This is a genomic window from Paenibacillus sp. FSL L8-0638 (assembly GCF_038593075.1).
GTDB lineage: Bacteria > Bacillota > Bacilli > Paenibacillales > Paenibacillaceae > Paenibacillus > Paenibacillus polymyxa_D.
The window spans coordinates 4958622-4980291 of sequence record NZ_CP151960.1 but is presented as its reverse complement, the minus strand read 5'-3'; the positions used below and the strand labels follow the sequence as shown (position 1 = coordinate 4980291).

Sequence of the window (21670 nt, the reverse complement as noted above, 5' to 3'; positions counted from 1 at the left end):
CATTCTACTATTGAATATCTAGTAATTATATTTATGGTATAAATGACCTCTTTAATGTCGTGAAATACATCTATGTATACGTTTTTACGGATTTAGCGCAACCTCAGATACTCTAAAGAATCCATTGTTATTTAACTCTAATTATTATCAATTTATGGCATTAAAACATTAGATTATGACATAACAATAAATATCAGAACAATTCATGATCTATTTAATAGAATGGAAAATGAATTTGGGATGTATGAGAGGAGAAAAAATCATGGTGTATGTTTTAAATCCTTACTCACGTGAACTATTTCATAATCATCAAGTCATTATCGCGAATACAAAATCAGGAGCTTTTTTGAAAACCTCTAAATCTTATTATCTTGTGCTGAAGGATATGGTTAATAAAGGGGAAATTGAGTCATTGTTAGATCCTACCAAAAGTTCTCAACATGCTGACGTTATTCATAATTTAACAAGTCTCTTTTATGAATTAGTAAATATCAAATGTATTCTAACCGAAGAACAATTAAAAAATATTCATGGGGAGGTCTTAGATGTTGTTTATCTAGGATTAACAAATAGATGTAATTTACACTGTAAACATTGCAGCGCTTCAGCGGATGCTCATTTTACCGATGCACTAACAACTGAAAAAGTGAAAGAAATCATTGATCAGATCGTCGTACTTAAACCCCAAGCTATCAATGTTACGGGTGGAGAGCCTATGATGCGATTAGATATCATGGAGCTTTTGGCGTACATAAAACAAACCTTCAACGGAGCCGTTTTGCTCTCTACCAATGGCCTTTTTATAACCCCAAAAAATGTGGAACAATTGATTAGGTATGTAGATAATGTTTCCCTTAGTCTGGACGGTTATGATGAAGAAACTTGCGATCAAATTAGAGGCAAAGGTGTTTTTAGTAGAGTTATAAAAAGTATAAAACTAATGCAAAGTAAAGGGCTAAAAAAAATCGCATTATCAATGGTTATTACAAAATATACTTTTGATGGAGGTGAAGATAAATTCCTGGATTTGTGTGGAAAATTAGGTGTTAAACCTATTGTAAGAATCCTAACATCCGCTGGAAGGGCAGGAGAGAATAGTGAAGAGATTTTTCCCGAAAAGCCATTTGTAGATGATCTGACCTCTCAAGATGTTACCTGTCGACTTTGTTCACCAGGAAAAAGAGAAATATTTATTGGAGGAAATGGAAAGATTTATCCTTGTGGAGGGTTGATGGATTCTGATGATTTTGTTTTAGGAAATGTATTTGATAATAATTTAATTGAATTAATGGCTAAAGGCAATCAAAAAGCAGATCACAATAAAATCGGATGTGTAAGACCATGGGAATTTGAACCCTGTAAGAACTGCAACGTTAATTTATTTTGCCATCACTGCATTAGCAACATCTACTATTTGCATCAAAACCAAGAGTTGTTCGATACCATTTGTCAAAAACAAAAGAAACAACTTCAAGAACTAGTTTGGAACGGCTAAATCTTTATATAAGGAGAGTAATGCCATGAACTTCACATATTGGGTAACTGAAGATTGTAACTTGAAATGTAAATATTGTTATGTTAGTAAAGTACCAAAAATGATGAGTAGGGAAACGGCTGCGAAAGCTATTGATTTTACGCAAAAAAAGCTTGCTGCAAATCCTTCCGGTCATAAAGATAAAATACGCATAGCATTACATGGGGGAGAACCATTACTTAATTATCCGATCATTCGTTATCTAGTAGAAGAGCTAAAGCAAAAAATTCATGGCGAAATTTCTTTTAGAATGACAACGAATGGCACCATTTATAATCAAGAAATACTTGATTATGTTTCTGAAAATATCCAATTAACAGTTAGTTTGGATGGGAAGCAAGAAAGCCACGATATCAACAGAGTATACAGAAATGGGAAAGGAAGTTTCAATCGAGTGATTGAAACTCTTGACTACATTAATCATCAATCACATTTTTTCCGAGTGAGAATGACTGTGACACCTAATAATGTTTCATATTTTGCTGACAATTATATTTTCCTTTTTGAAAAAGGGTATCCGACTGTCAGCTTTGCGCTAGATGAAAGTAATCCGAATTGGAATAAAGAACTTATGAAAGTTTATCAAAAGAATCTTAACGAAATATTTTCATATATGGTGAATAAGGATATCACCAAAGCACAGTATTTTTTATATAATTTCAAAAACGCATATTTTCGGCCAAAAGGGACGTGTGATGGATGTCATAGCAGCTTTCATATTTCTAGTGCTGGGAATATTTATCCTTGTATTCTTGCAGTAGGCCACGAAGAATTTTCCATGGGGGATGTATTTTCCGATATAATTGAACAGCGTTTATCCAATTTAGATGTAATCAACCAAAAAGATCAAGGGGCTTGTACAAAGTGTGCTATGTATAATAATTGTCGCAGCAAAATGTGTAAAATTATTAATAAAATCCAAACTGGAAATCATTATGAATCATCACCCGTATTTTGTGCAACTCAAAGGATACACTATTCAATAGTGAAGGAGTATGAATATATATTAAAAAACTTTGAGCTTCTTCTTTCTAATCACTAATTTATTATGCTATTTATTCGTAGCTTCATAATCGTATTTTGGGTTTAGAGTCACTATATTTGACTCTAAAGAAATTGTATTTTCTAAGGAGAGTCCTGCAAAAACTTTGGTTTTTAGTCACAGTATGGGTTCTGAATTGGATAAAAGGAATCTGTGAATCGAAAAAAGTAGTCCATCCTCAGATGGGAGCGGTGATATTATCCCCTTTGGGTAGAGAGTGTTAAAAGAGCACATGTATGATGTGATCTCGAACTATTTTCCAAAGGGGGGTGTCATGACCTTCAAAGGACAAAAGTTTAGAATATACACACCAGAGTTCAAATTGAAGGTGGTACGTATGCATTTTCTCTGTTTTCTCATTATTATAATTTGGATTGTAAACACTAAACTAGACAATTTTTTTGTGGTGTCTCTGCTTGAACTCAGCTAGACTCAAGTAATCCAGAGAACCGTGAATCCGAATATGGTTAAACCAGTGTACATAGTCATGTAATTCTGTGGTTAGCTCAGCAAGACTTTCAAAATGACGTTTCTTCACAAATTCCGTTTTGAAAATTTTAAAAGTAGCTTCCGCAACGGCATTGTCATAGGGACAGCCTTTCATGCTCAAAGAACGCTCAATCTGAAAAGCCTTTAGCGCATCGTCGATGAGCTTATTCTTGAATTCATTGCCTCGGTCGGTATGGAAGAGTTGAATGTCATTCAGGTTGCCCTTAATTGAAGCCAAAGCACGGTAAACCAGCTTGGCATCCTTGTGAGGGCCTGCACTGTAGCCAATAATCTCGCGGTTAAACAGATCTACAAAGAAGCATACGTAGTTCCAATATGAACCCACTCGGACGTACGTCAGATCGCTTACGACGACAGACAACGCTTGCTCTTGTTCAAATTTCCGGTACAGTACATTCGCTTGCTTGGCTTCATTGCATCTCGTGGGATGAGGCTTGTACTGAGCAACCGTATACGAGGAAACCAACCCGTATTCCTTCATGATTCGTCCAATACTCCGCCTGGATACCGTAGAGCCTTGCTGGTGTAACGCTTTTTTGATCTTACGCGTACCGTAGTTTTGACGGCTGCTTTGAAAAATGTCCATAATCAGGGAGGGAAGCTCACCCTCCGATGTCACTTCTACTTTGTTTTCTTCATAATAATAGGTGCTTCTCGGGAGTTTTAGGACGTCGCACATTGCTGATACCGAGTATTTATGTTTATTCTGGCGAATGACATTTACTTTCGTCCCATGATCAGCGCGGCTTGCTTTAATATGTCATTCTCCATGAGCAGTTGCTTGTTCTGTTTTCGAAGTTCGAGCAGTTCTAATTCCTCTGGAGTCCGGTTGTCTTTCTCTTTGAAGGATCCAGATGTGGAACTCTGTTTCACCCATTTATCCAACGATGAAGGATTCAAATCATATTCTTGAATGATATCCTTTCGTGCTTTGCCACTTTGATAGAGCTGAACCATCTGCGCTTTAAATTCAGCGCTAAAGGTACGTCTTTCTTTTTTAGTCATGATCCGTTTGCTCCTTCTAGGTTGGTCTGTAGTCTACTATATTAGACCACAATTTTTCTGTCTAGAAGAGTGTAGCCGATCCAATTAATTTCAGGGAGGTTAAGGAACGAGTACAAACTATAGAGGTGAGTAACTAAGAAATGACCTAGCCAGAAGTTTTTGCTAGGTCATTTCTTTACAGGGATATTTATTCTGCTGTTCGCAGTCGTTCTACGATAGTTTTCTTGTTGCTCAGAGAATAAATAGCGAGAGGAAGACAGATCCCAAGCACGAGCAGAACAAGTAGCACGAGGATCAGCGGCCAGATAATAAATCTATAACTCATAAACCATATTTGGGCACTCAAGGGTCTCACAATCAAGATGGAAAATAGGCTTCCTAATAAGATGGAGCATAAGCTGGTGCCGAGCACATAGTACATCCCCTCATAAACAAGCATTGTTTTTAATTGTTTGTTGGTCATGCCGATGCTTTGTAGTATAGCAAATTCTTGATGGCGGGTCAGAATGCTAGTTAGAAGCGTGTTTGCAAAATTAATAATGCCAATCACCCCAATAATAATACTGAGCGTACCGCCGATCATCAAAATTGTTTTTTGCATACCTGAAAGCTCTGCAATTGAGGTGAATTTGGATTTATAATGCATCGTGGGCTCCTTTATTTCGGTATAGTTCTTTAAGAAGCTCTCCATCGTTTTTTCTTTACTATCGGATACATTAAAGGCATAACTCATCACCACAGGCTTCTTCACAAGCGTTTTATAGATATCCGCCGGGAGATATAAGTTAGTATAAGTAGGAACGGCTACACCAGAATTGGTTGATTTTACGCCAACATGACCAAGCACTGTGAATTCATGGCTAGTATACTCCTGGGCATTTGCTGTGCCCATATAGTTATGAAGAGTAACCTTTTCACCTACTTTGTATACGGATAGTTCCATGTCAGGATTATCGTAATTGTCTAATATGATCCCTTCCAAAATATACTTTCCCGAAGCTAGCTTGTCATAATCAAGCTCACCATCAATTAATTTTAGTCGGTGAAGGGGGAGATCTTCAAGCCCATACACTACTGTAGATAAGTTGCCACGAGCGTCAGGAGTGACGATTTCCCCGTACAACTTCATCCCCTCTTTGTTCTCTTTATGCTCGACAGTGAATAAATTGCTGCCACTGTACAATCGTCCACCTTCTTCAAAACCGGGTTGTGTCTGTACGGTCTGAATATAGCTTTCCGTCGTTGCATTGTCAGGGCCTGTGAAATATTCTTGAAAATAATCAGCATGTGCAATCAGAAAGTCAGTATCATTGTTTTTTGACACAAAGTTATCCATATCCAGACTTTGGGATAATGTAAAAGTAGTATTCAGTAGCATTAGACCTAGAGAAAGGCTAAGCAGCACTAAAGTGGTCCGCTTCTTATTGCGCTCTAAGTTGGCTCGAGCCATCAGCGGCATTTTAGCACCGTTAGTTGATTTTTTCAGTTTTTTCTTACCCTTTTTGGTATCTCCGTCTACGTATCTTACAGCCTCGATTGGAGACACAGTCGCTGCAACCCTAATAGGCTTATAAATGCTGATCATAACTGTCACGACTGCAAACAGAGCTGAGCCGATAAAAATCCATGGGCTGGGGGATAGGGTTACCTCAGCATTTGCGTGCCTATAATTGTTCATAAGCAGCAGAGGGATAAGCGATTTGCCGACCCCAAAACCCCCGAGCAAGCCGATGGGAACCCCGATCAAGGAAAGAAATAATGCCTGTCTATGAATGAGCCTACGGAGTTGACTACTGCTTGTGCCGATGGTTTTTAGAAGACCGTAGAAACGAATATCACGCATCACCGAGATTTGGAAAATATTATAGATGATCAAATAGCCAGTAAGCATGATCAGTAACAGACCACCAGCTAGGACAAAGATGGTTTCAGGGTCCGAACTGAAAGTGTTGGAAAGATACGCCCAGTTCATAGAAGTTTCAATGAAGTTCGGTGCATTTTTGTCAAGGGAATAACCACTTTCTGTAATCACTTGATCAAGTTTTCCCTGGATGTTCGAGCTGTTATCGAACATGATACCTGCATTGATGGCTCCGGTCATATCATGATCCTGCTTATATGTGTAGCGTAATTCTTCGGCATGTGCATCCACATAAGCTTTAGAAGCATAAATTTGACCTCTGTCTAACACGACGGCGGGGTCACTCTTCCACCAGCCGGAGAGGATAAATTCACGCTGTACCATTTTGCCGTGAACCTCAAGCTTCAAGGACAATGTGGCGCCCTCTTTCAGGGGAATACCCAGGAACTGTAAGGTGCTAGAGTCCGCGATAACCTCATTTTCTGCCACCGGTTTGTGGCCTTTTTCTAGCTCAATCAATCCTAGCTTTAGCCCTACATCGTCATAATACCAGAACTCCGTTTTGCGCTTTAAAAATTGCTCGTTTGTTACCTTTCCACTTAACAAGCGGTTATATGCTATCTCCTTAATAAGAGGGTGGTCTTTGACCTGATTAAATTCCTCATCGCTGATATATTTAAGTGAAGCATGCGCAGTTCCCCCGGACTGCCGCATCGTTGCCTGCTGGAGACTTTCTATCGCGCCAATCCCCATAGTAAACAGAGATGTAAATAACAAAGTGGTTAAGGCAATAGCGATAATCGCAATAATATTGCGGGTTTTATTCGCTTTAAAACTTTTATCTGATAAATTACGAACCGCCTTACTGTTTTTTACTTTGATCATCTAGTCGCACCACCTACTATTTTACCGTCCTCAATGCGGATGATGCGATCTGCCATCTGCGCGATTTCTTCATTATGAGTAATCATCACCATCGTTTGGGCGAACTGTTGGCTGGATACCTTGATCAATCCTATGACATCCAGACTGGTCTTACTGTCCAGGTTGCCAGTAGGTTCGTCGGCCAAAATAATGGCTGGTTTCGCCGCCAGTGCTCTCGCAATGGCTACCCGTTGCTGCTGTCCTCCCGAAAGATTACCCGGTAGATTATTTAATTTGTTCTCAAGCCCCAGTGTATTTGTAATTTGGGTCAGATAGGCTTTGTCTGGTTGTTTCCCATCCAGTTCAATGGGGAGCACGATATTCTCATAGACATTTAATACTGGAACTAGATTATAATTTTGAAACACGAAGCCAATCTTTCTTCGGCGGAAAATGGTCAATTCTTCATTTTTTAGAGAATAGATATCCTTGCCGTCAACGGTTACGTTTCCGCTTGTAGGCCGATCCAGCCCACCAAGCATATGCAGAAGGGTGGACTTCCCGCTACCGGATGTACCAACGATAGCGACAAATTCACCGCTTTCCACCTCCAGATTCACACCATCTAAGGCATGAACAGCGGTATCCCCGTTACCGTAAGTTTTTCTTAGCCCTCTGGTTTCTAATATCTTCATTTTTTTGCTTTCCTCCCAATAAAAATATCTGCATCGTAATTGCTTACAACACAAATTTTATTATAATACCTCTTTCTTTCTACAATCTTTCTGAAATCTAACAGAATTGAAAGATTATTTGAGTGAGAGTAGAAAGATCAGATTGTAATGGGTGTTGGGAAATGTAGGAGGGACAGACTCTGTCTGAAATATTTGTTATATCAAAAGATATTTACACTTGCAGGATATGAAGGGATGTTAATGGTATTGATATTATAAAAGCAAAAAGAGATGAGAGGATCACAGAGAAAATTGAAACTTTGACAGTCCAGCTCTCCACATTTCTTATTCCAGCAAAATTTAATGAGTATACGGTTAAAATTAAGATAGAGTTCATCGATTTACAGGTCGACATCAATTAAAAGGATGGATGCACAAACACCAGCAACACGGTGAATTCAGGCTAATGGTTCAGCGGATATTAATCAGGAGAGCTATGTGCAGAAGCTGAAACGGGTAAGCGACATGCTAACAAGTGTTTGGAAATCTGGATACAAGAGAAATATGTAACCTAATTAATGAAATAAGAATTACATTGGATAAGATCTGAATCAGCTATTAAACAGTAATCACTCTAATTGCTTTACCTCCAAAATCCCGAAACATTCTCGACGGATGTTCTTACCTGGAACGACACTGAGGTGTCATCAACCGGCAAGTAATATCTCGAATCTAATAGATGAATCCGGTTTTGGAGACGGAGTAGAGCGTTATCACGAGGCCAAATGACGATTGTTTTCTGTTTCTGAAGTTGTTCGGGCGATTTGGATAACTTGAAGGGGGATCTCGGTCTAATCCGCTAATTATGCCAAATAGCATACTGATTTTTACAATAGAAAATTCAGAGGTATTTTTAATGATATTTTAATAGTGAAAGGAGGTGAAATTAACATGGAAAAAATCGAGATTTTAGAAAATGTAGATTTTGATATGGAAGTACAATGTAATCCTAATCATTGCAATTATGATTGTCTCGAACCCAATGGACATTGTAGCTCTAATACCTTGCAAGGCACTTAAAGAATGATTTTGTCTAGTGCCCTCGTCTTTTAAGACGAGGGCACTTTCTTTTGCATCATATCTGGGAGAGTAGAGTAGTGCTCTATTTTTCTAGGCGATTCCGGTAGGACACCCTCTTTCATGTTCTGTGCTGCTGCCGTCATGAGGGCTTGTTCCCTATCGTTTGGAGTCTGCACAATTGTCAATAGCGAAATTCATGGAGCTAATTGGTATCCGTGAAGCTTCACTCAATTGTAGATGGTAAAGTAGTCGATAAGGATGATTATCAGCAAAGAAAAAATTAGCGCTATGATCGTTCTCGTATCCATACCAGGTCTGTCGAAGATAGGAACAGTTTACATTGTGATACATGATAATTCGACGAGTCTTCCTCAAGGGGATAAGCGTTCTCTCCGTAATACTTTGCAGTGCGTCTACATAGGCTCTGGAAGTGAATGTTTTCTCTTGATTTTACATACTACTAAGTTCCCGGCCAAATTATAACGAGGTTGGAGCGGGACGTCCAAGGCAGTATAAAGTTCCAACTGACGTTTCTTGATCTCGCCAAACTGTAGGTCGTGTCCGGGGCGCTGGTAACATTCAATCACGTCCAATTCATCCAGCAGCCCCTGCATGGTATAACGCTGAAATAATTTCTTTTCCTGCATGACTTTCTTGAGATCGGATAGAAAGATCAGGGCAACAAATTCAACAAACAATTTCCCATCTAGACTCCGCTCAGAGGATACCTCCATGCGACGGAATTCAAGCGATCTTTCAAATTGCCAAATGCTTTTTCAATGACATCCTTGTTGCGGTACAACGCCAACGTTTGGCATACGTTTTCTCATGTGCCGGGTCGCGTTTCCCGCTTTCCAGTTCGGTTTTCAGCCTGGTGAGCAGACGGTTTAATTTGTAGGCGTCCTCCGTTTCTTTTTCTTTGTTGAAATACAGGTGCAGGTACGCTCTGCGCTCGCTTTTCAGCACATCACCTTTGTAGGACCGGTCGCTCCTGGCTATATACTGCCAGGCGAGCGGAGTCGTGTAGGCGTACAAATGATAGTCGGCCTGAAAGTTCTCCCAATGGCGAAGGTGCGCTCTGGCACTTTCCAGTTCCTGTTGCACGTATTACAGCGTGGCGTTGACACCAATCAGAAATTTCAGATGATGCCGGTACAGCGCGTTGATGTTCGCTTCACTGTAGAAGCCTCGGTCCATGACCAGCTTGATCTTTTTGTATGCGAAAAAGTCCATGTCCGCCATGAGCTTTTGAATCGTTGACATGTCCGAAATATTTCCGGACAGCTTGCGGTAACGCAGAATGGAGTATATTGGTGATAATATCTTGAGATAAGCGCGTACCTATAGGCTTTTCAGGCAAACCTCGTTATAATTTCGCGGGAATGCAAGATACTAGATGTAGTTTTGGATCTCTTTCCCGAAACAGATAGGATAAAATCAGGCCTCACAAATTCCTCGTCTATATTTGATCAACGGGTGATTTTTACGTGGTTAAAATTCTCATCATTGATTTGTTTGAGTGCGGCATGATTTTCGTCACCGTTCCGCCGTATGTTCGTTTTCCGCATATTTTCTACAGCAGTAAGACCTATAGTGACAGTGCTGTAAATAATAATTCAGCCAAGGCAGTTAGAGGCTATGGGCTTTACCAATTTTAAAGCTTTTATGTTCCAGATTATAGTAGTTTTTTTCGATAGGAGCACAATATTTTTCGCAGACATTCAAGGCAGGTATTAGATTATGATTTTAGAAAACGAAGCCGATTTTTCGCCTGTGGAAGATGGTCAATCTTTGTCTTACAGTGGAATTTATCCTTGCCATCAATCGTATGCCTCCGTTTATCGAACGGTTAAGTCTGTATTGTGGCGCCCTGCAATACAGACTATCCATATCAATCCTTCTACAGCCTTTCTGAAATCTGAAAGTATGGAAAGAACTATTTGACAAATGGGAAGAAAAAGGGAGAAGGTAGAGCCACTGCCGCAGCGTGACTGTACCTTGATGTAGCCACCTTGAGCAGTGATGATTTCTCTAGCCAAAAACAGTCCGATCCCGACACCCTCCTGTGAGCTTACGGTAGGGTAGCGAGAGAAACGCATAAAGATTTTACTCAGTTCGTCTTCTGCAATCCCTATACCACTGTCGGTAATATCGATCCGGCAAAACAAATCATATGCGATCACTTTTATGGTGATGCTCCCGCCGGTTTCTGTATATTTCACAGCATTGTCCATAATATTGTAGACGGCTTCAGCCGTCCATTTCAGATCAAAGCAAGTATGAATCGTTGTATTCTCCATAACAATAGAGATGCCTTTGGTATCTGCCTTCGGCATCATTTGCTCCCGTGCAACGTGCAGGAGCTCTTGAACAGATTCCTGCCTTGGCGATACCGTGATAATACCCACTTCTAGTCGCGATGTTTTCACCAACGTATTGGTCAGGAAATTAAGTTTTTCTGCTCGTGAAGCCAAAGCTTTTATACAAGAAGAGATATCCTCAGGTAAATCATGCTCACTAAGCAGTTGTGCGTAGAGGAGGATGTGGCAACAGGAGTCTTCGTTTGGTGGGAGATGTCAGAAATGAGCTTGTTTATCTTATTCTTCTCTACCAGCAGATTTGTGGAGGAGACAGAGCAAATAGAAAGAAATTGCGCAAGCCTGTCTTCTACAGAGGATAACACGGATTCGTCAAAAGCATGCTCCGCAAATTTCCCATTAATTGCATCATCAATCATTATTTCGATGGCTGTCATGGTTTTATGTATGTTTTTACGATATAGAAGAACGACAGCCGCGGCAGCAAAGGTAGCAGCAATTCCTATATACACATGGTTAAGTATTGTCATATCACTTCACCGCCCATGTTATATCCCAGCCCATAAACTGTTTTAATGTATCCGGGAGAGGAGGGGGAATCCTCCAATTTGTCCCGCAGCCTTTTTACTGTAACCGCCAAGGCATTTTTACCTACATACTCAGCTCCATCAGTCGTCCATATGCTGTCAATCAAGCGATCGCGAGATACAGTATTGCTTGATTATCGATTAGGATGCGCAACAATTTTTGCTCAGTTTTACTTAGTTCAATGGATGTGCCATTCTTAATAAATGCCATCCTCTCAAATGAAAAGGAAAAATTGTCAAGCTGAAAGAAATCTGTAAGCGGATACCTAGCTCTTTTTAGCTGAATATCTACTTTGGCCCTCAGCACCATCAAACTAAAAGGTTTAGTGATATAGTCGACAGCGCCCAGTTCGAACCCAGTGACAATATCTGTTTCCATATCATTCGCAGTCAGAACAACGACTGGTACAGTTGTTTTTTTACGTATATGGGTTAAAAGGTCGAGTCCACTTCCATCCGGCAAATTTACATCAAGAATCATTAGGTCAAAGGCAGTGACGTTCAATTGTTCTTTTACAGTAGCTATGTCATACGTTTGCGTAAATAGGTTGTTAGATTCTTTAAGAGCAAGAACAATACCGTTACTCAAGGCGATATCGTCCTCGACGATTAGTATGTAATTCATCATTCTCCTCTTGTATTTTGGTTAACCAAGTCATTGAACCCCGAGCTCTAACAACCGCTCACAATAAAAATGTAAATGAGAGCCGGCCAATTCTCTATTTCTATTTTACAGGATATCGCTCTTATTTGCTCATGGTTCAGGGAGCAGGTATTAATGCACTGTTGAATAACCAAGAAATGACCCAGCCAGAAGTTTTGACCAGGTCATTTTCTTTACAGGGGGATTTATTCTTCTGTTCGCAGTCGTTCTACGATAGTTTTCCTGTCGCTCAGAGAATAAATAGCGAGAGGAAGACATATCCCAAGAGCGAGCAGAACAGGCAGCACGAGGATCAGCGGCCAGATAATAAATTTATAACTCATAAACCATATTTGACTACTCAAGGGTCTCGCAATCAGGACGGAAAATAGGCTTCCTAATAAGATGGAGCATATGCTGGTGCCGAGCACATAGTACATCCCCTCATAAACAAGCATTGTTTTTAATTGTTTGTTGGTCATGCCGATACTTTGTAGTATAGCAAATTCTTGATGGCGGGTCAGAATACTAGTTAGAAGCGCGTTTGCAAAATTAATAATGCCAATCACCCCAATAATAATACTGAGCGTACCGCCGATCATCAAAATTGTTTTTTGCATACCTGAAAGCTCGGCAATTGAGGTGAATTTGGATTTATAATGCATCGTGGGCTCCTTTATTTCGGTATAGTTCTTTAAGAAGCTCTCCATCGTTTTTTCTTTACTATCGGATACATTAAAGGCATAACTCATCACCACAGGCTTCTTCACAAGCGTTTTGTAGATATCCGCCGGGAGATAGAAGTCAGTATAACTAGCAACGGCTACACCAGAATTGGATGATTTTACGCCAACATGACCAAGCACTGTGAATTCATGGCTAGTATACTCCTGGGCATTTGCTGTGTCCATATAGTTATGAAGAGTAACCTTTTCACCTACTTTGTATACGGATAGTTCCATTTCAGGATGATCGTAATTGTCTAACCTGATTCCTTCCAAAATATACTTTCCTGAAGCTAGCTTGCCATAATCAAGCTCACCATCAATTAATTGTAGTCGGTGAAGGGGGAGATCTTCAAGCCCATACACTGGTGCAGATAAGTTGCCGCGAGCGTCAGGAGTGACGATTTCCCCGTACAGCTTCTTCCCCTCTTTGTTCTCTTTATACTCGACAGTGAATAAATTGCCGCCACTGTACAATCGTCCACCTTCTTCAAAACCGGGTTGTGCCTGGACGGCCTGAATATAGCTTTCTGTCGTTGCATTGTCAGGGCCCGTGAAATGTTCTTGAAAATAATCAGCATGTGCAATCAGAAAGTCAGTGTCATGACTTTTAGACACATACTTATTCATATCCAGACTTTGGGATAATGTAAAAGTAGTATTCAGTAGCACTAGACCTAGAGAAAGGCTAAGCAGCACCAAAATAGTCCGCTTCTTATTGCGGCCTAAGTTGGTTCGAGCCATCAGCGGCATTTTAGCACCGTTAGTAGATTTTTTTAGTTTTTTCTTATCCTTTTTGGTAGTTCCGTCTACGTATCTTACTGCCTCGATCGGAGACACAGTCGCCGCAATTCTACTAGGCTTATATGCACTGATCATAACTGTCATGACTGCAAACAAAGCGGAGCCGATAAAAATCCATGGGCTGGGGGATGTAGTTACCTCAGCATTTGCGTGCATAGAAGTGTTCATAAGCAGCAGAGGGATAAGCGATCTGCCGACTAAAAAACCTGCGAGCAAGCCGATAGGAACCCCGATCAAGGAAAGAAATAATGCCTGTCTGCGGATAATTCTGCTGATTTGCCTGCTGGTTGTGCCAATGGTTTTTAGAAGACCGTAGAAACGAATATCACGCATCACCGAGATTTGGAAAATATTATAGATGATCAAGTAGCCAGTAAGCATGATCAGTAACAGACCAGTGGCTAGGGGGAAGACGGCTTCAGGGTTCGAACTGAAAGTGTTGGAAAGATACGCCCAGTTCACAGAACTTGCAATGTAGTTCGGTGCATTTTTGTCAAGGGAATAACCGCTTTCTGTAATCACTTTATTAAGATTTTCCCGCATATTCGAGCTGTTACCGAACATGATAGTTGCATTGATGGTTCCGGTCATATCATGATCCTGCTTATATGTGTAGCGTAATTCTTCGGCATGTGCATCCACATAAGCTTTAGAAGCATAAATTTGACCTCTGTCTATCATGGCGGCGGGGTCACTCTTCCACCAGCCGGAGAGGATAAATTCACGCTGTACCATTTTGCCGTGAACCTCAAGCTTCAAGGACAATGTGGCGCCCTCTTTCAGGGGAGTACCCAGTAACTGTAGGGTCTTCGAGTCCGCGATAACCTCATTTTCCGCCACTGGCTTGTGGCCTTTTTCTAGCTCAATCAATCCTAGCTTCAGCCCTACATCGTCATGATACCAGAACTCCGCATGGCGCTTTAAAAATTGCTCGTTCGTCACCTTTTCACTTAACACGCGGCTATACGCTATCTCTTTAATAAGAGGGTGGTCTTTGATGTGATTAAATTCCTCATCGTTGATATATTTGAGATAACCCTGCCCTGCCCCACCAGCCTGTCGCATCGTTGCCTGTTGGAAGCTATCCATCGTGCCAAGCCCCATAGTAAATAGAGATGTAAATAACAAAGTGGTTAAGGAAATAGCGATAATCGCAATAATATTGCGGAATTTATTGGCTTTAAAACTTTTATCTGATAAATTACGAACCGCCTTACTGTTTTTTATTTTGATCATCGGGTCGCACCACCTACTATTTTACCGTCCTCAATGCGGATGATGCGGTCTGCCATTTGCGCAATTTCCTCGTTATGAGTAATCATTACCATCGTTTGGCGAAACTGCTGGCTGGATACTTTGATCAGTCCCATCACATCCAGACTCGTTTTACTGTCCAGATTTCCGGTGGGTTCATCTGCCAAGATAATGGCGGGCTTGGCTGCCAGTGCTCTGGCAATAGCTACACGTTGCTGTTGTCCACCAGAAAGATTGTTTGGCAGATTATTCATTTTGTGGTCAAGGCCCAAGGTATGTACTATTTTATCTATGTGGGCTTTGTCTGGTTCTTTACCGTCCAGTTCAATAGGAAGCACAATATTTTCGTAGACATTCAAGACAGGTACCAGGTTGTAATTTTGAAACACGAAGCCAATCTTTCGTCTGCGAAAAATGGTCAATTCTTCGTCTTTCAGTGAAGAAATATCTTTGCCGTCAATCGTAACGTTTCCGCTGGTTGGACGATCAAGTCCACCCAGCATATGGAGAAGGGTAGATTTGCCGCTCCCGGACGTACCAACAATAGCGACAAATTCTCCACTTTCCACCTCCAGATTCACGCCGTCTAAGGCATGAACAGCAGTATCTCCGTTCCCGTAATGCTTCCTTAATGCCTGAGTTTTCAATAGAGCCATATTACGTTCTCCTCCACAAAAAAATGTCTGGATCGTAGTCATCTACAGTACAGACATTAACACACTGATCTTTCTACAATCTTTCTGAAATCTAACGGTATTGAAAGAATTAAGTATCCATAGAAAGAAAAATAGAGAAGGTAGAACCACGGCCGTAGCGTGATTGTACCTTGATGTAACCCCCCTCTGCAGCGATGATTTCTCTAGCTAAAAACAGTCCAATCCCGACGCCCTCCTGCGAGTTAACCGTGGGGGAGCGATAGAAGCGGGTAAAGATTTTACCTTGTTCTTCTTCTGCAATGCCTATGCCGCTATCGGTAATATCAATTCGACAAAACAATTCGTATGCCATCACTTTTATATCCATGTTTCCGCCTGTCTCTGTATATTTTATAGCGTTATCCATAATGTTATAGACAGCTTCACTGGTCCACTTTAGGTCAAAATAAGCATGAATAACGGTGTCCTCCCTAATAACCGAAATCCCTTTGGCATCTGCTTTTGGCGTTATTTGCTCCAGTGCAGCATCAAGGAGCTTATGAACAGATTCTCGTCTTGGCGCTACCGTGATAATCCCCGTTTCAAGCCGCGATGTTTTCAACAATGCCTGGATTAGGAAGTTAAGCTTTTCGGCCTGTGTTGATAGAGCTTTCACACAAGTGGAGGTATCCTGTGATAGTTCGTATTCGCTAAGTAGTTGGGAATAAAGCAGGATGTTGGCCAATGGTGTTTTCGTTTGGTGTGAAATATCGGAAATCAGCTCATTTATTTTATTCTTTTCAGCAAGCAGGTTTTTGGAGGAAACGGAACAAATGGAAATAAATCTCACAAAATTAGCTTCTATTGAAGAAAGAACGGATTCATCAAAGACATCCTCTGAGAAGCTGCCATTTATCGCGGCATCCAGCATGTTCTCAATGGTTTTCATTGTTTTATGGATGCTCCTGCGATAAAGCATAATAGCACTTACAGCGGTGCATACAGCAACAACGGTAATTCCAATACATATATATAGGAGTGTTGTCATTTCAACGCCCATGTGTAGCCCAGCCCATAAACCGTTTTAATATATTGTGGGGAAGAAGGATAATCCTCGAGCTTGTCACGTAGCCTTTTTATCGTAACTGACAAGGCATTTTCACCTACATATTCAGCCCCGTCAGTCCAGATGCTGTCTATCAAATGATCACGCGAAACGGTATTTCCTCGATTGTTGATTAGGATGCGCAACAATTTTTGCTCCGTTTTACTTAGTTCAATAGGTGTACCATTCTTAATAAATTCCATTCTCTCGAATGAAAAAGAAAAATTGTCGAGATGAATGGAGTCTGCAAGCGAGTATCTGGATTTCTTTAGCTGAACGCCAACTCTTGCTCTCAGTACCATAAGACTGAAGGGCTTGGTGATATAGTCGTCAGCACCCAGCTCAAAACCAGTGACGACATCTGTTTCCATATCATTCGCAGTCAGAACGATGACGGGTATAGTTGTTTTTTTTCGTATATGGGTTAAAAGGTCGAGTCCACTTCCATCCGGCAAATTCACATCAAGAATCATTAGGTCAAAGGCAGTGACGTTCAATTGTTCTTTTGCAGCAGCAATGTCATATGTTTGCGTAAATACGTTGTTAGGTTCTTTAAGGGCAAGAATAATACCGTTACTCAAGGCGATATCATCCTCGACGATTAGTATGTGATTCATCATTTGCCTCCTATTTTTGATAAGCGTTTGCCTAGGTTCGAGTTTCGAAAGCAGTGCACAGTAAGATGTTAAAGAGGGTCATAGTTCATAGGAATATTCTATTTCCAGTTTACAGGATATTGCTCTGATTTGCTCATTGTTTATCTGGACTGTTCGGAAACTCTTCATACAAGGGTGAAGATATCACTGAAATAATAAAATGCTGGTTTCTGAAAAGTGGTTAATTTTACAAAAAAAGAACTGTTTTTTTACAATGGGAAAATCCAGGGTAATTTCAGTGGTATTTTAGGAGTGAAAGGAGGTGAGGTAATCATGGAAAAGCTTGAGGTTTTGGTGAACGCAGATTTTGATATGGAAGTGCAAGAGAATTGTGGTGGTTCATGTCATACAGATTGTAATGAAGGCTCTCACTGTAGCGCACATAATTCTCCATGGTGGTAGTGAGTAACTAAATTTAATTCTGAGAAGCTAAAAAAGTTAACAATAACCACGAAAAGAAGAGGTAGAGATACTTCTTCTTTTTCATTTACATAGCAATATCAGCATTATAAAGATTAAAATAGCACTACTTCTTATTTAAAAATTTGCGATCAAAAAGTTTCCGTAGTTTTTTAATTGTACACTTTTCAAAGAATTTGACAGATACAATATCACTGATATAATTTATGCTAGTTGATTTTGATAATCATTATCATTATTGGAGGGGAGGACAGGGCCGAAGCTTGGTACAGGTTATTGGACAGGCTCCCTTAGTTAGAGATGAAATTGCGTTATTTAATACTGGCTTTTCTGGTACTGGCTTTCGCCTCGGTTTTTATTGGTGTTCATGATGTAACTCCACTTGATTTGTTCCACTTAACCAACGATCAGGCGCAGGTACTCCTGATTAGCAGATTCCCTCGTTTGATCAGTATCATTATCGCAGGGGCGAGTATGAGTATCTGCGGGCTCATTATGCAGCAGCTTACCCGGAACCGATTTGTTTCTCCCACCACTGCAGGGACGATGGATGCGGCACGATTGGGTGTGCTGATGGCTATTATGGTGTTTGGAGCGGCAGGATTTTGGACGAAGATGCTGACGGCTTTTGGATTTGCTCTAGGAGGAACACTGATTTTTATGAAGATACTGGATAAAATCCGTTTCAAGGACCCGGTATTTATCCCGCTGGTCGGTTTGATGTTTGGAGGCATTTTAAATTCGGTAACAACCTTTTTTGCTTACAAATACAATCTGATCCAGGGCATTTCTTCGTGGATGCAGGGGGATTTTTCTCTAATTATGAGTGGTCGCTACGAGATGCTGTATCTTAGTGTTCCTTTGGTTGCACTGGCGTACATATATGCGAATCGTTTCACAATTGCAGGCATGGGCGAGGATTTTGCGGCGAATTTGGGAGTTCATTACAAGCGCACCGTCAATGTCGGGTTAGTGATCGTGGCTTTGGTTTCCTCTGTTGTCATCTTAACGGTCGGGACAATTCCCTTTTTGGGGCTGGTTGTACCTAATCTCGTCAGTATGTATATGGGGGATAATCTGAAAAAAAGCCTGGCCCATACAGCGATCTTGGGCGCCGTCTTTGTGCTGTTTTGCGACATTTTGGGACGGGTGATCATTTATCCGTATAAAATTTCTGTAGGGCTTACGGTGGGTGTGATCGGGAGCGCGTTGTTCTTGTATTTGCTGCTGAGGAGAAGGGCTTATGAATCCTAAATTAAAAATCGGCATATTAGCCGCTGCCGCGCTTGTGTTGATTGCTGCTTTCGTGTTTATAGATCTTCCGCATACCTGGCATTACGCGCTGCCACGACGATTGAAAAAGATCGCAGCTTTCATTCTGACAGGTGGCTCCATTGCTTTTGCAACCGTTATTTTCCAGACGGTTACGAATAATAAGATTTTGACTCCGGGTATTATCGGGCTGGATTCGCTGTATATGCTGATTCAGACGACGATTATTTTTGCATTTGGCTCCGTCCCGTTGATTTCGACCAGCAAAGAATTGAACTTTTTGCTGTCAGTGGGGCTGATGGTGCTGTTCGCAGGACTGCTATACAAATTAATTTTCCGCAAAGATGGACGTGGGATTTATGTACTTTTGCTGATTGGCCTGGTATTCGGCACATTATTCAACAGTCTGTCTACCTTTATGGAGGTACTGATTGATCCGAACGAATTTGCGAAAATCCAGGACAAGAGCTTTGCCAGCTTTAGTAATGTAAACACCGAACTGTTATGGCTTTCTGTATTCGTGCTTTTGCTCGTATTTGCTTATGCGTGGAGATTCATCAAGTATCTGGACGTGCTGTCGCTCGGACGAGAGCATGCGATTAATTTAGGTCTCCCTTATGGTTTTATTATCAAAAGGCTGCTAATTATCGTAGCGATTCTCATTTCCATTTCTACAGCGCTTGTCGGGCCGATTACGTTTCTCGGATTAATTGTGGCCAATGTGGCTTATCAGGTGATGAAAACCTATCAGCATCGTTATATTATTCCGGCCTCTATCTGTGTCAGTGTTATTGCGTTGGCAGGATGCCAACTGCTGGCAGAAAGAGTATTCGACTTATCGACAACAGTCAGCGTCATTATTAACTTTATCGGGGGGGTGTACTTCCTGTACCTTTTGCTGCGGGAGAATAAGTCATGGTAGAAGTCAAAAACGTAACCAAACGCTACGGGAATAAAAATGTGGTGGATCAGGTATCTGTCACTGTACCTAAAGGCACGATTACCTCCTTTATTGGACCTAACGGCGCTGGAAAAAGCACCTTGTTGTCGATGATCAGTCGCCTGACTGACAGTGATGAGGGGGAAATCCTCATTGACGGGCAGGCCGTGAGCCTGACGAAAAGTGAGGAGCTAGCTCGGAAGATATCGATTTTAAAACAGACGAATGATGTCAACATCCGTTTAACCGTGAAGGAACTAGTCAGCTTCGGTCGTTTTCCGTATTCCAAAGGCAGATTGAACAGCGAGGATCGCAAAATGGTGGAGCAGTCTATGGCCTACATGGGACTGGAGGATATGAAGGACAAGTATATTGATTTGCTTAGTGGAGGACAGCGACAGCGGGCTTTTATTGCCATGATTTTGGCTCAGGACACAGAATACATTCTGTTGGATGAGCCGCTGAACAATCTGGACATGAAGCATTCGGTTCAGATTATGAAGACACTGCGCAATTTAGTGGATGATTTGGGCAAAACGATTCTGGTGGTGCTTCACGACATTAACTTTGCCTCCTGCTACTCAGACTATATTGTGGGGATGAAGGATGGCAGATTGCTAAAACAAGGAACGGCTGACGAGATGATCGATAGCCAGGTATTGAAGGAATTGTACGATATGGATATTCCGATTCAACAGATCGGTGATCATAAAATTTGTGTGTATTTCACTTAGGGGGAATGTAGAATGAAGAAAAATATGATGTTTTTAACATTGATGCTTGCACTGGTGCTGATCGTGTCGGCTTGTGGTAAAGCGGCTCCGGTAACACCGGAAGCGACAGGTGAGGGCTCCTCGACTGCAACCACTGAATCCAAAACCATCTCGGTCAAACATGCACTCGATGAAAACCCGGTTCAAGTCAAAGTTAACCCCAAAAATGTTGTTGTCTTTGATTTTGGTTCATTGGATACGCTCGATAAGCTGGGTGTTGACGTTGCGGCAGTGGCGCAGCAGGATCTTCCTACGTATTTGAGCAAATATAAAGATTCCAAATATGCAAGTGCGGGCACGCTGTTTGAACCGGATTACGAGAAAATCAGTGATCTTTCTCCTGAACTGATCATCATCGGCGGCAGACAAGCTGATGCATATAAAGAGTTGAGCAAAATTGCACCGACCATTTCGATGGCGGTAGACACCAAGGATTATATCCATTCCTTTAAGAAAAACGTTGAAACATTGGGGCAAATCTTCGACAAAGAGGATGCTGCCAAGCAGGAACTGGCTGCGATTGATAGCTCCATCAAGGCCGTACATGACAAGGCTGTAGCGAGCAAAGCTAAAGGACTGATCGTGCTGACAAATGAAGGAAGCCTGAGCGCATATGGCACACAATCCCGTTTCGGTATCATTCATGATGCTTTTGGCGTAACCCCTGTAGATCCTGGCATTAAAGTATCCACGCATGGACAAAAGGTTTCTTTTGAATATGTACAGCAAAAAAATCCGGATTATATTTTTGTCGTTGACCGTGGAGCAGTAGTGGTCGAAGAAGGCAAGGAGCAGGTTACAGGTAAACAAACCATTGAGAATGAACTGGTGAAGAAAACCAATGCATTTAAAAACGGTCATATTATATACCTTGATCCTAACTACTGGTACCTGTCAGGTAACGGTCTGGAATCTGTATCTGAAATGATCAAGGAAATAGATGCTGCATTGTAATGCATACATTTACA

18 protein-coding genes and 2 pseudogenes are annotated in these 21670 nt (G+C 41.2%); 8 read left to right on the top strand and 12 right to left on the bottom strand.

Features of this window, described 5'->3' with window-relative positions:
- Window positions 1-262 precede the first annotated feature (262 nt).
- Both MKY35_RS22235 and MKY35_RS22230 read left to right on the top strand, forming a co-directional pair.
- Window positions 263-1495 carry a radical SAM protein gene (locus MKY35_RS22235; protein WP_342444841.1) on the top strand — a complete coding sequence of 411 codons (1233 nt, stop codon included), beginning with the start codon at window positions 263-265 and terminating at the stop codon, window positions 1493-1495.
- Between the two features lie 25 nt (window positions 1496-1520).
- On the top strand, window positions 1521-2576 hold the full coding sequence (locus MKY35_RS22230) for a radical SAM protein (protein WP_254329491.1): 1056 nt from the start codon (window positions 1521-1523) through the stop codon (window positions 2574-2576).
- Between the two features lie 388 nt (window positions 2577-2964).
- Here MKY35_RS22230 and MKY35_RS22225 read toward each other — a convergent pair.
- The 3 genes from MKY35_RS22225 to MKY35_RS22215 form a co-directional block, all read right to left on the bottom strand.
- A protein-coding gene (locus MKY35_RS22225) for an IS3 family transposase (RefSeq protein WP_342444840.1) occupies window positions 2965-4091 on the bottom strand; the annotation gives its coding sequence in 2 pieces (ribosomal slippage) (window positions 2965-3842 and window positions 3842-4091; 1128 coding nt in all).
- Window positions 4092-4278: 187 nt separating this feature from the next.
- Window positions 4279-6837, bottom strand: coding sequence for an ABC transporter permease (locus tag MKY35_RS22220; RefSeq protein ID WP_342444839.1), 2559 nt, complete (start codon window positions 6835-6837; stop codon window positions 4279-4281).
- Entirely contained in the window at window positions 6834-7511 is a 678-nt protein-coding gene (locus tag MKY35_RS22215; protein ID WP_039273802.1) for an ABC transporter ATP-binding protein, read from the bottom strand. The genes MKY35_RS22220 and MKY35_RS22215 overlap by 4 nt, the downstream gene beginning before the upstream one ends.
- 930 nt (window positions 7512-8441) lie before the next feature.
- On the opposite strand from MKY35_RS22215, the gene MKY35_RS22210 reads away from it, so the two are divergent.
- Window positions 8442-8570 (top strand): hypothetical protein, encoded by a 129-nt coding sequence (locus MKY35_RS22210; RefSeq protein ID WP_302058647.1) that lies wholly within the window; start codon window positions 8442-8444, stop codon window positions 8568-8570.
- A 413-nt stretch (window positions 8571-8983) separates the two neighbouring features.
- Here the strand turns inward: MKY35_RS22210 and MKY35_RS22205 are convergent, their stop codons facing one another.
- The 9 genes and pseudogenes from MKY35_RS22205 to MKY35_RS22165 form a co-directional block, all read right to left on the bottom strand.
- Window positions 8984-9268, bottom strand: coding sequence for a hypothetical protein (locus tag MKY35_RS22205; protein ID WP_254329493.1), 285 nt, complete (start codon window positions 9266-9268; stop codon window positions 8984-8986).
- A gap of 58 nt (window positions 9269-9326) precedes the next feature.
- Window positions 9327-9674: a hypothetical protein gene (locus MKY35_RS22200; protein ID WP_342444838.1), complete on the bottom strand. Its 348-nt coding sequence runs from the start codon at window positions 9672-9674 to the stop codon at window positions 9327-9329.
- A 3-nt stretch (window positions 9675-9677) separates the two neighbouring features.
- Window positions 9678-9833 carry a hypothetical protein gene (locus tag MKY35_RS22195; RefSeq protein WP_342444837.1) on the bottom strand — a complete coding sequence of 52 codons (156 nt, stop codon included), beginning with the start codon at window positions 9831-9833 and terminating at the stop codon, window positions 9678-9680.
- A 677-nt stretch (window positions 9834-10510) separates the two neighbouring features.
- Window positions 10511-11418: pseudogene (locus MKY35_RS22190) on the bottom strand (HAMP domain-containing sensor histidine kinase); the annotation flags it as partial.
- 1 nt (window position 11419) lies between these two features.
- A pseudogene (locus MKY35_RS22185) lies at window positions 11420-12100 on the bottom strand (response regulator transcription factor).
- Between the two features lie 224 nt (window positions 12101-12324).
- Window positions 12325-14883, bottom strand: a complete 2559-nt coding sequence (locus tag MKY35_RS22180) for an ABC transporter permease (protein WP_342444836.1) — start codon at window positions 14881-14883, stop codon at window positions 12325-12327.
- A complete protein-coding gene (locus tag MKY35_RS22175; RefSeq protein ID WP_254329498.1) occupies window positions 14880-15557 on the bottom strand; it encodes an ABC transporter ATP-binding protein in 678 nt (225 codons plus the stop codon). Before MKY35_RS22175 ends, MKY35_RS22180 begins: the two co-directional genes overlap by 4 nt.
- Before the next feature lie 109 nt (window positions 15558-15666).
- Window positions 15667-16584, bottom strand: a complete 918-nt coding sequence (locus MKY35_RS22170; protein WP_342446691.1) for a HAMP domain-containing sensor histidine kinase — start codon at window positions 16582-16584, stop codon at window positions 15667-15669.
- Window positions 16581-17258, bottom strand: a complete 678-nt coding sequence (locus tag MKY35_RS22165; RefSeq protein WP_342446690.1) for a response regulator transcription factor — start codon at window positions 17256-17258, stop codon at window positions 16581-16583. Before MKY35_RS22165 ends, MKY35_RS22170 begins: the two co-directional genes overlap by 4 nt.
- A 216-nt stretch (window positions 17259-17474) precedes the next feature.
- Between MKY35_RS22165 and MKY35_RS22160 the strand changes: the two genes are divergently transcribed.
- From MKY35_RS22160 to MKY35_RS22140, 5 genes are all read left to right on the top strand, one after another.
- On the top strand, window positions 17475-17699 hold the full coding sequence (locus MKY35_RS22160; RefSeq protein WP_342444835.1) for a hypothetical protein: 225 nt from the start codon (window positions 17475-17477) through the stop codon (window positions 17697-17699).
- Between the two features lie 318 nt (window positions 17700-18017).
- On the top strand, window positions 18018-18971 hold the full coding sequence (locus MKY35_RS22155; protein WP_342444834.1) for an ABC transporter permease: 954 nt from the start codon (window positions 18018-18020) through the stop codon (window positions 18969-18971).
- Window positions 18961-19911, top strand: coding sequence for an iron chelate uptake ABC transporter family permease subunit (locus MKY35_RS22150; protein ID WP_342444833.1), 951 nt, complete (start codon window positions 18961-18963; stop codon window positions 19909-19911). Before MKY35_RS22155 ends, MKY35_RS22150 begins: the two co-directional genes overlap by 11 nt.
- A complete protein-coding gene (locus tag MKY35_RS22145) occupies window positions 19905-20663 on the top strand; it encodes an ABC transporter ATP-binding protein (protein ID WP_342444832.1) in 759 nt (252 codons plus the stop codon). The genes MKY35_RS22150 and MKY35_RS22145 overlap by 7 nt, the downstream gene beginning before the upstream one ends.
- 12 nt (window positions 20664-20675) lie before the next feature.
- Complete coding sequence (locus tag MKY35_RS22140; RefSeq protein ID WP_342444831.1) at window positions 20676-21656, top strand: siderophore ABC transporter substrate-binding protein; 981 nt, start codon at window positions 20676-20678, stop codon at window positions 21654-21656.
- The last annotated feature ends 14 nt before the right edge of the window (window positions 21657-21670 follow it).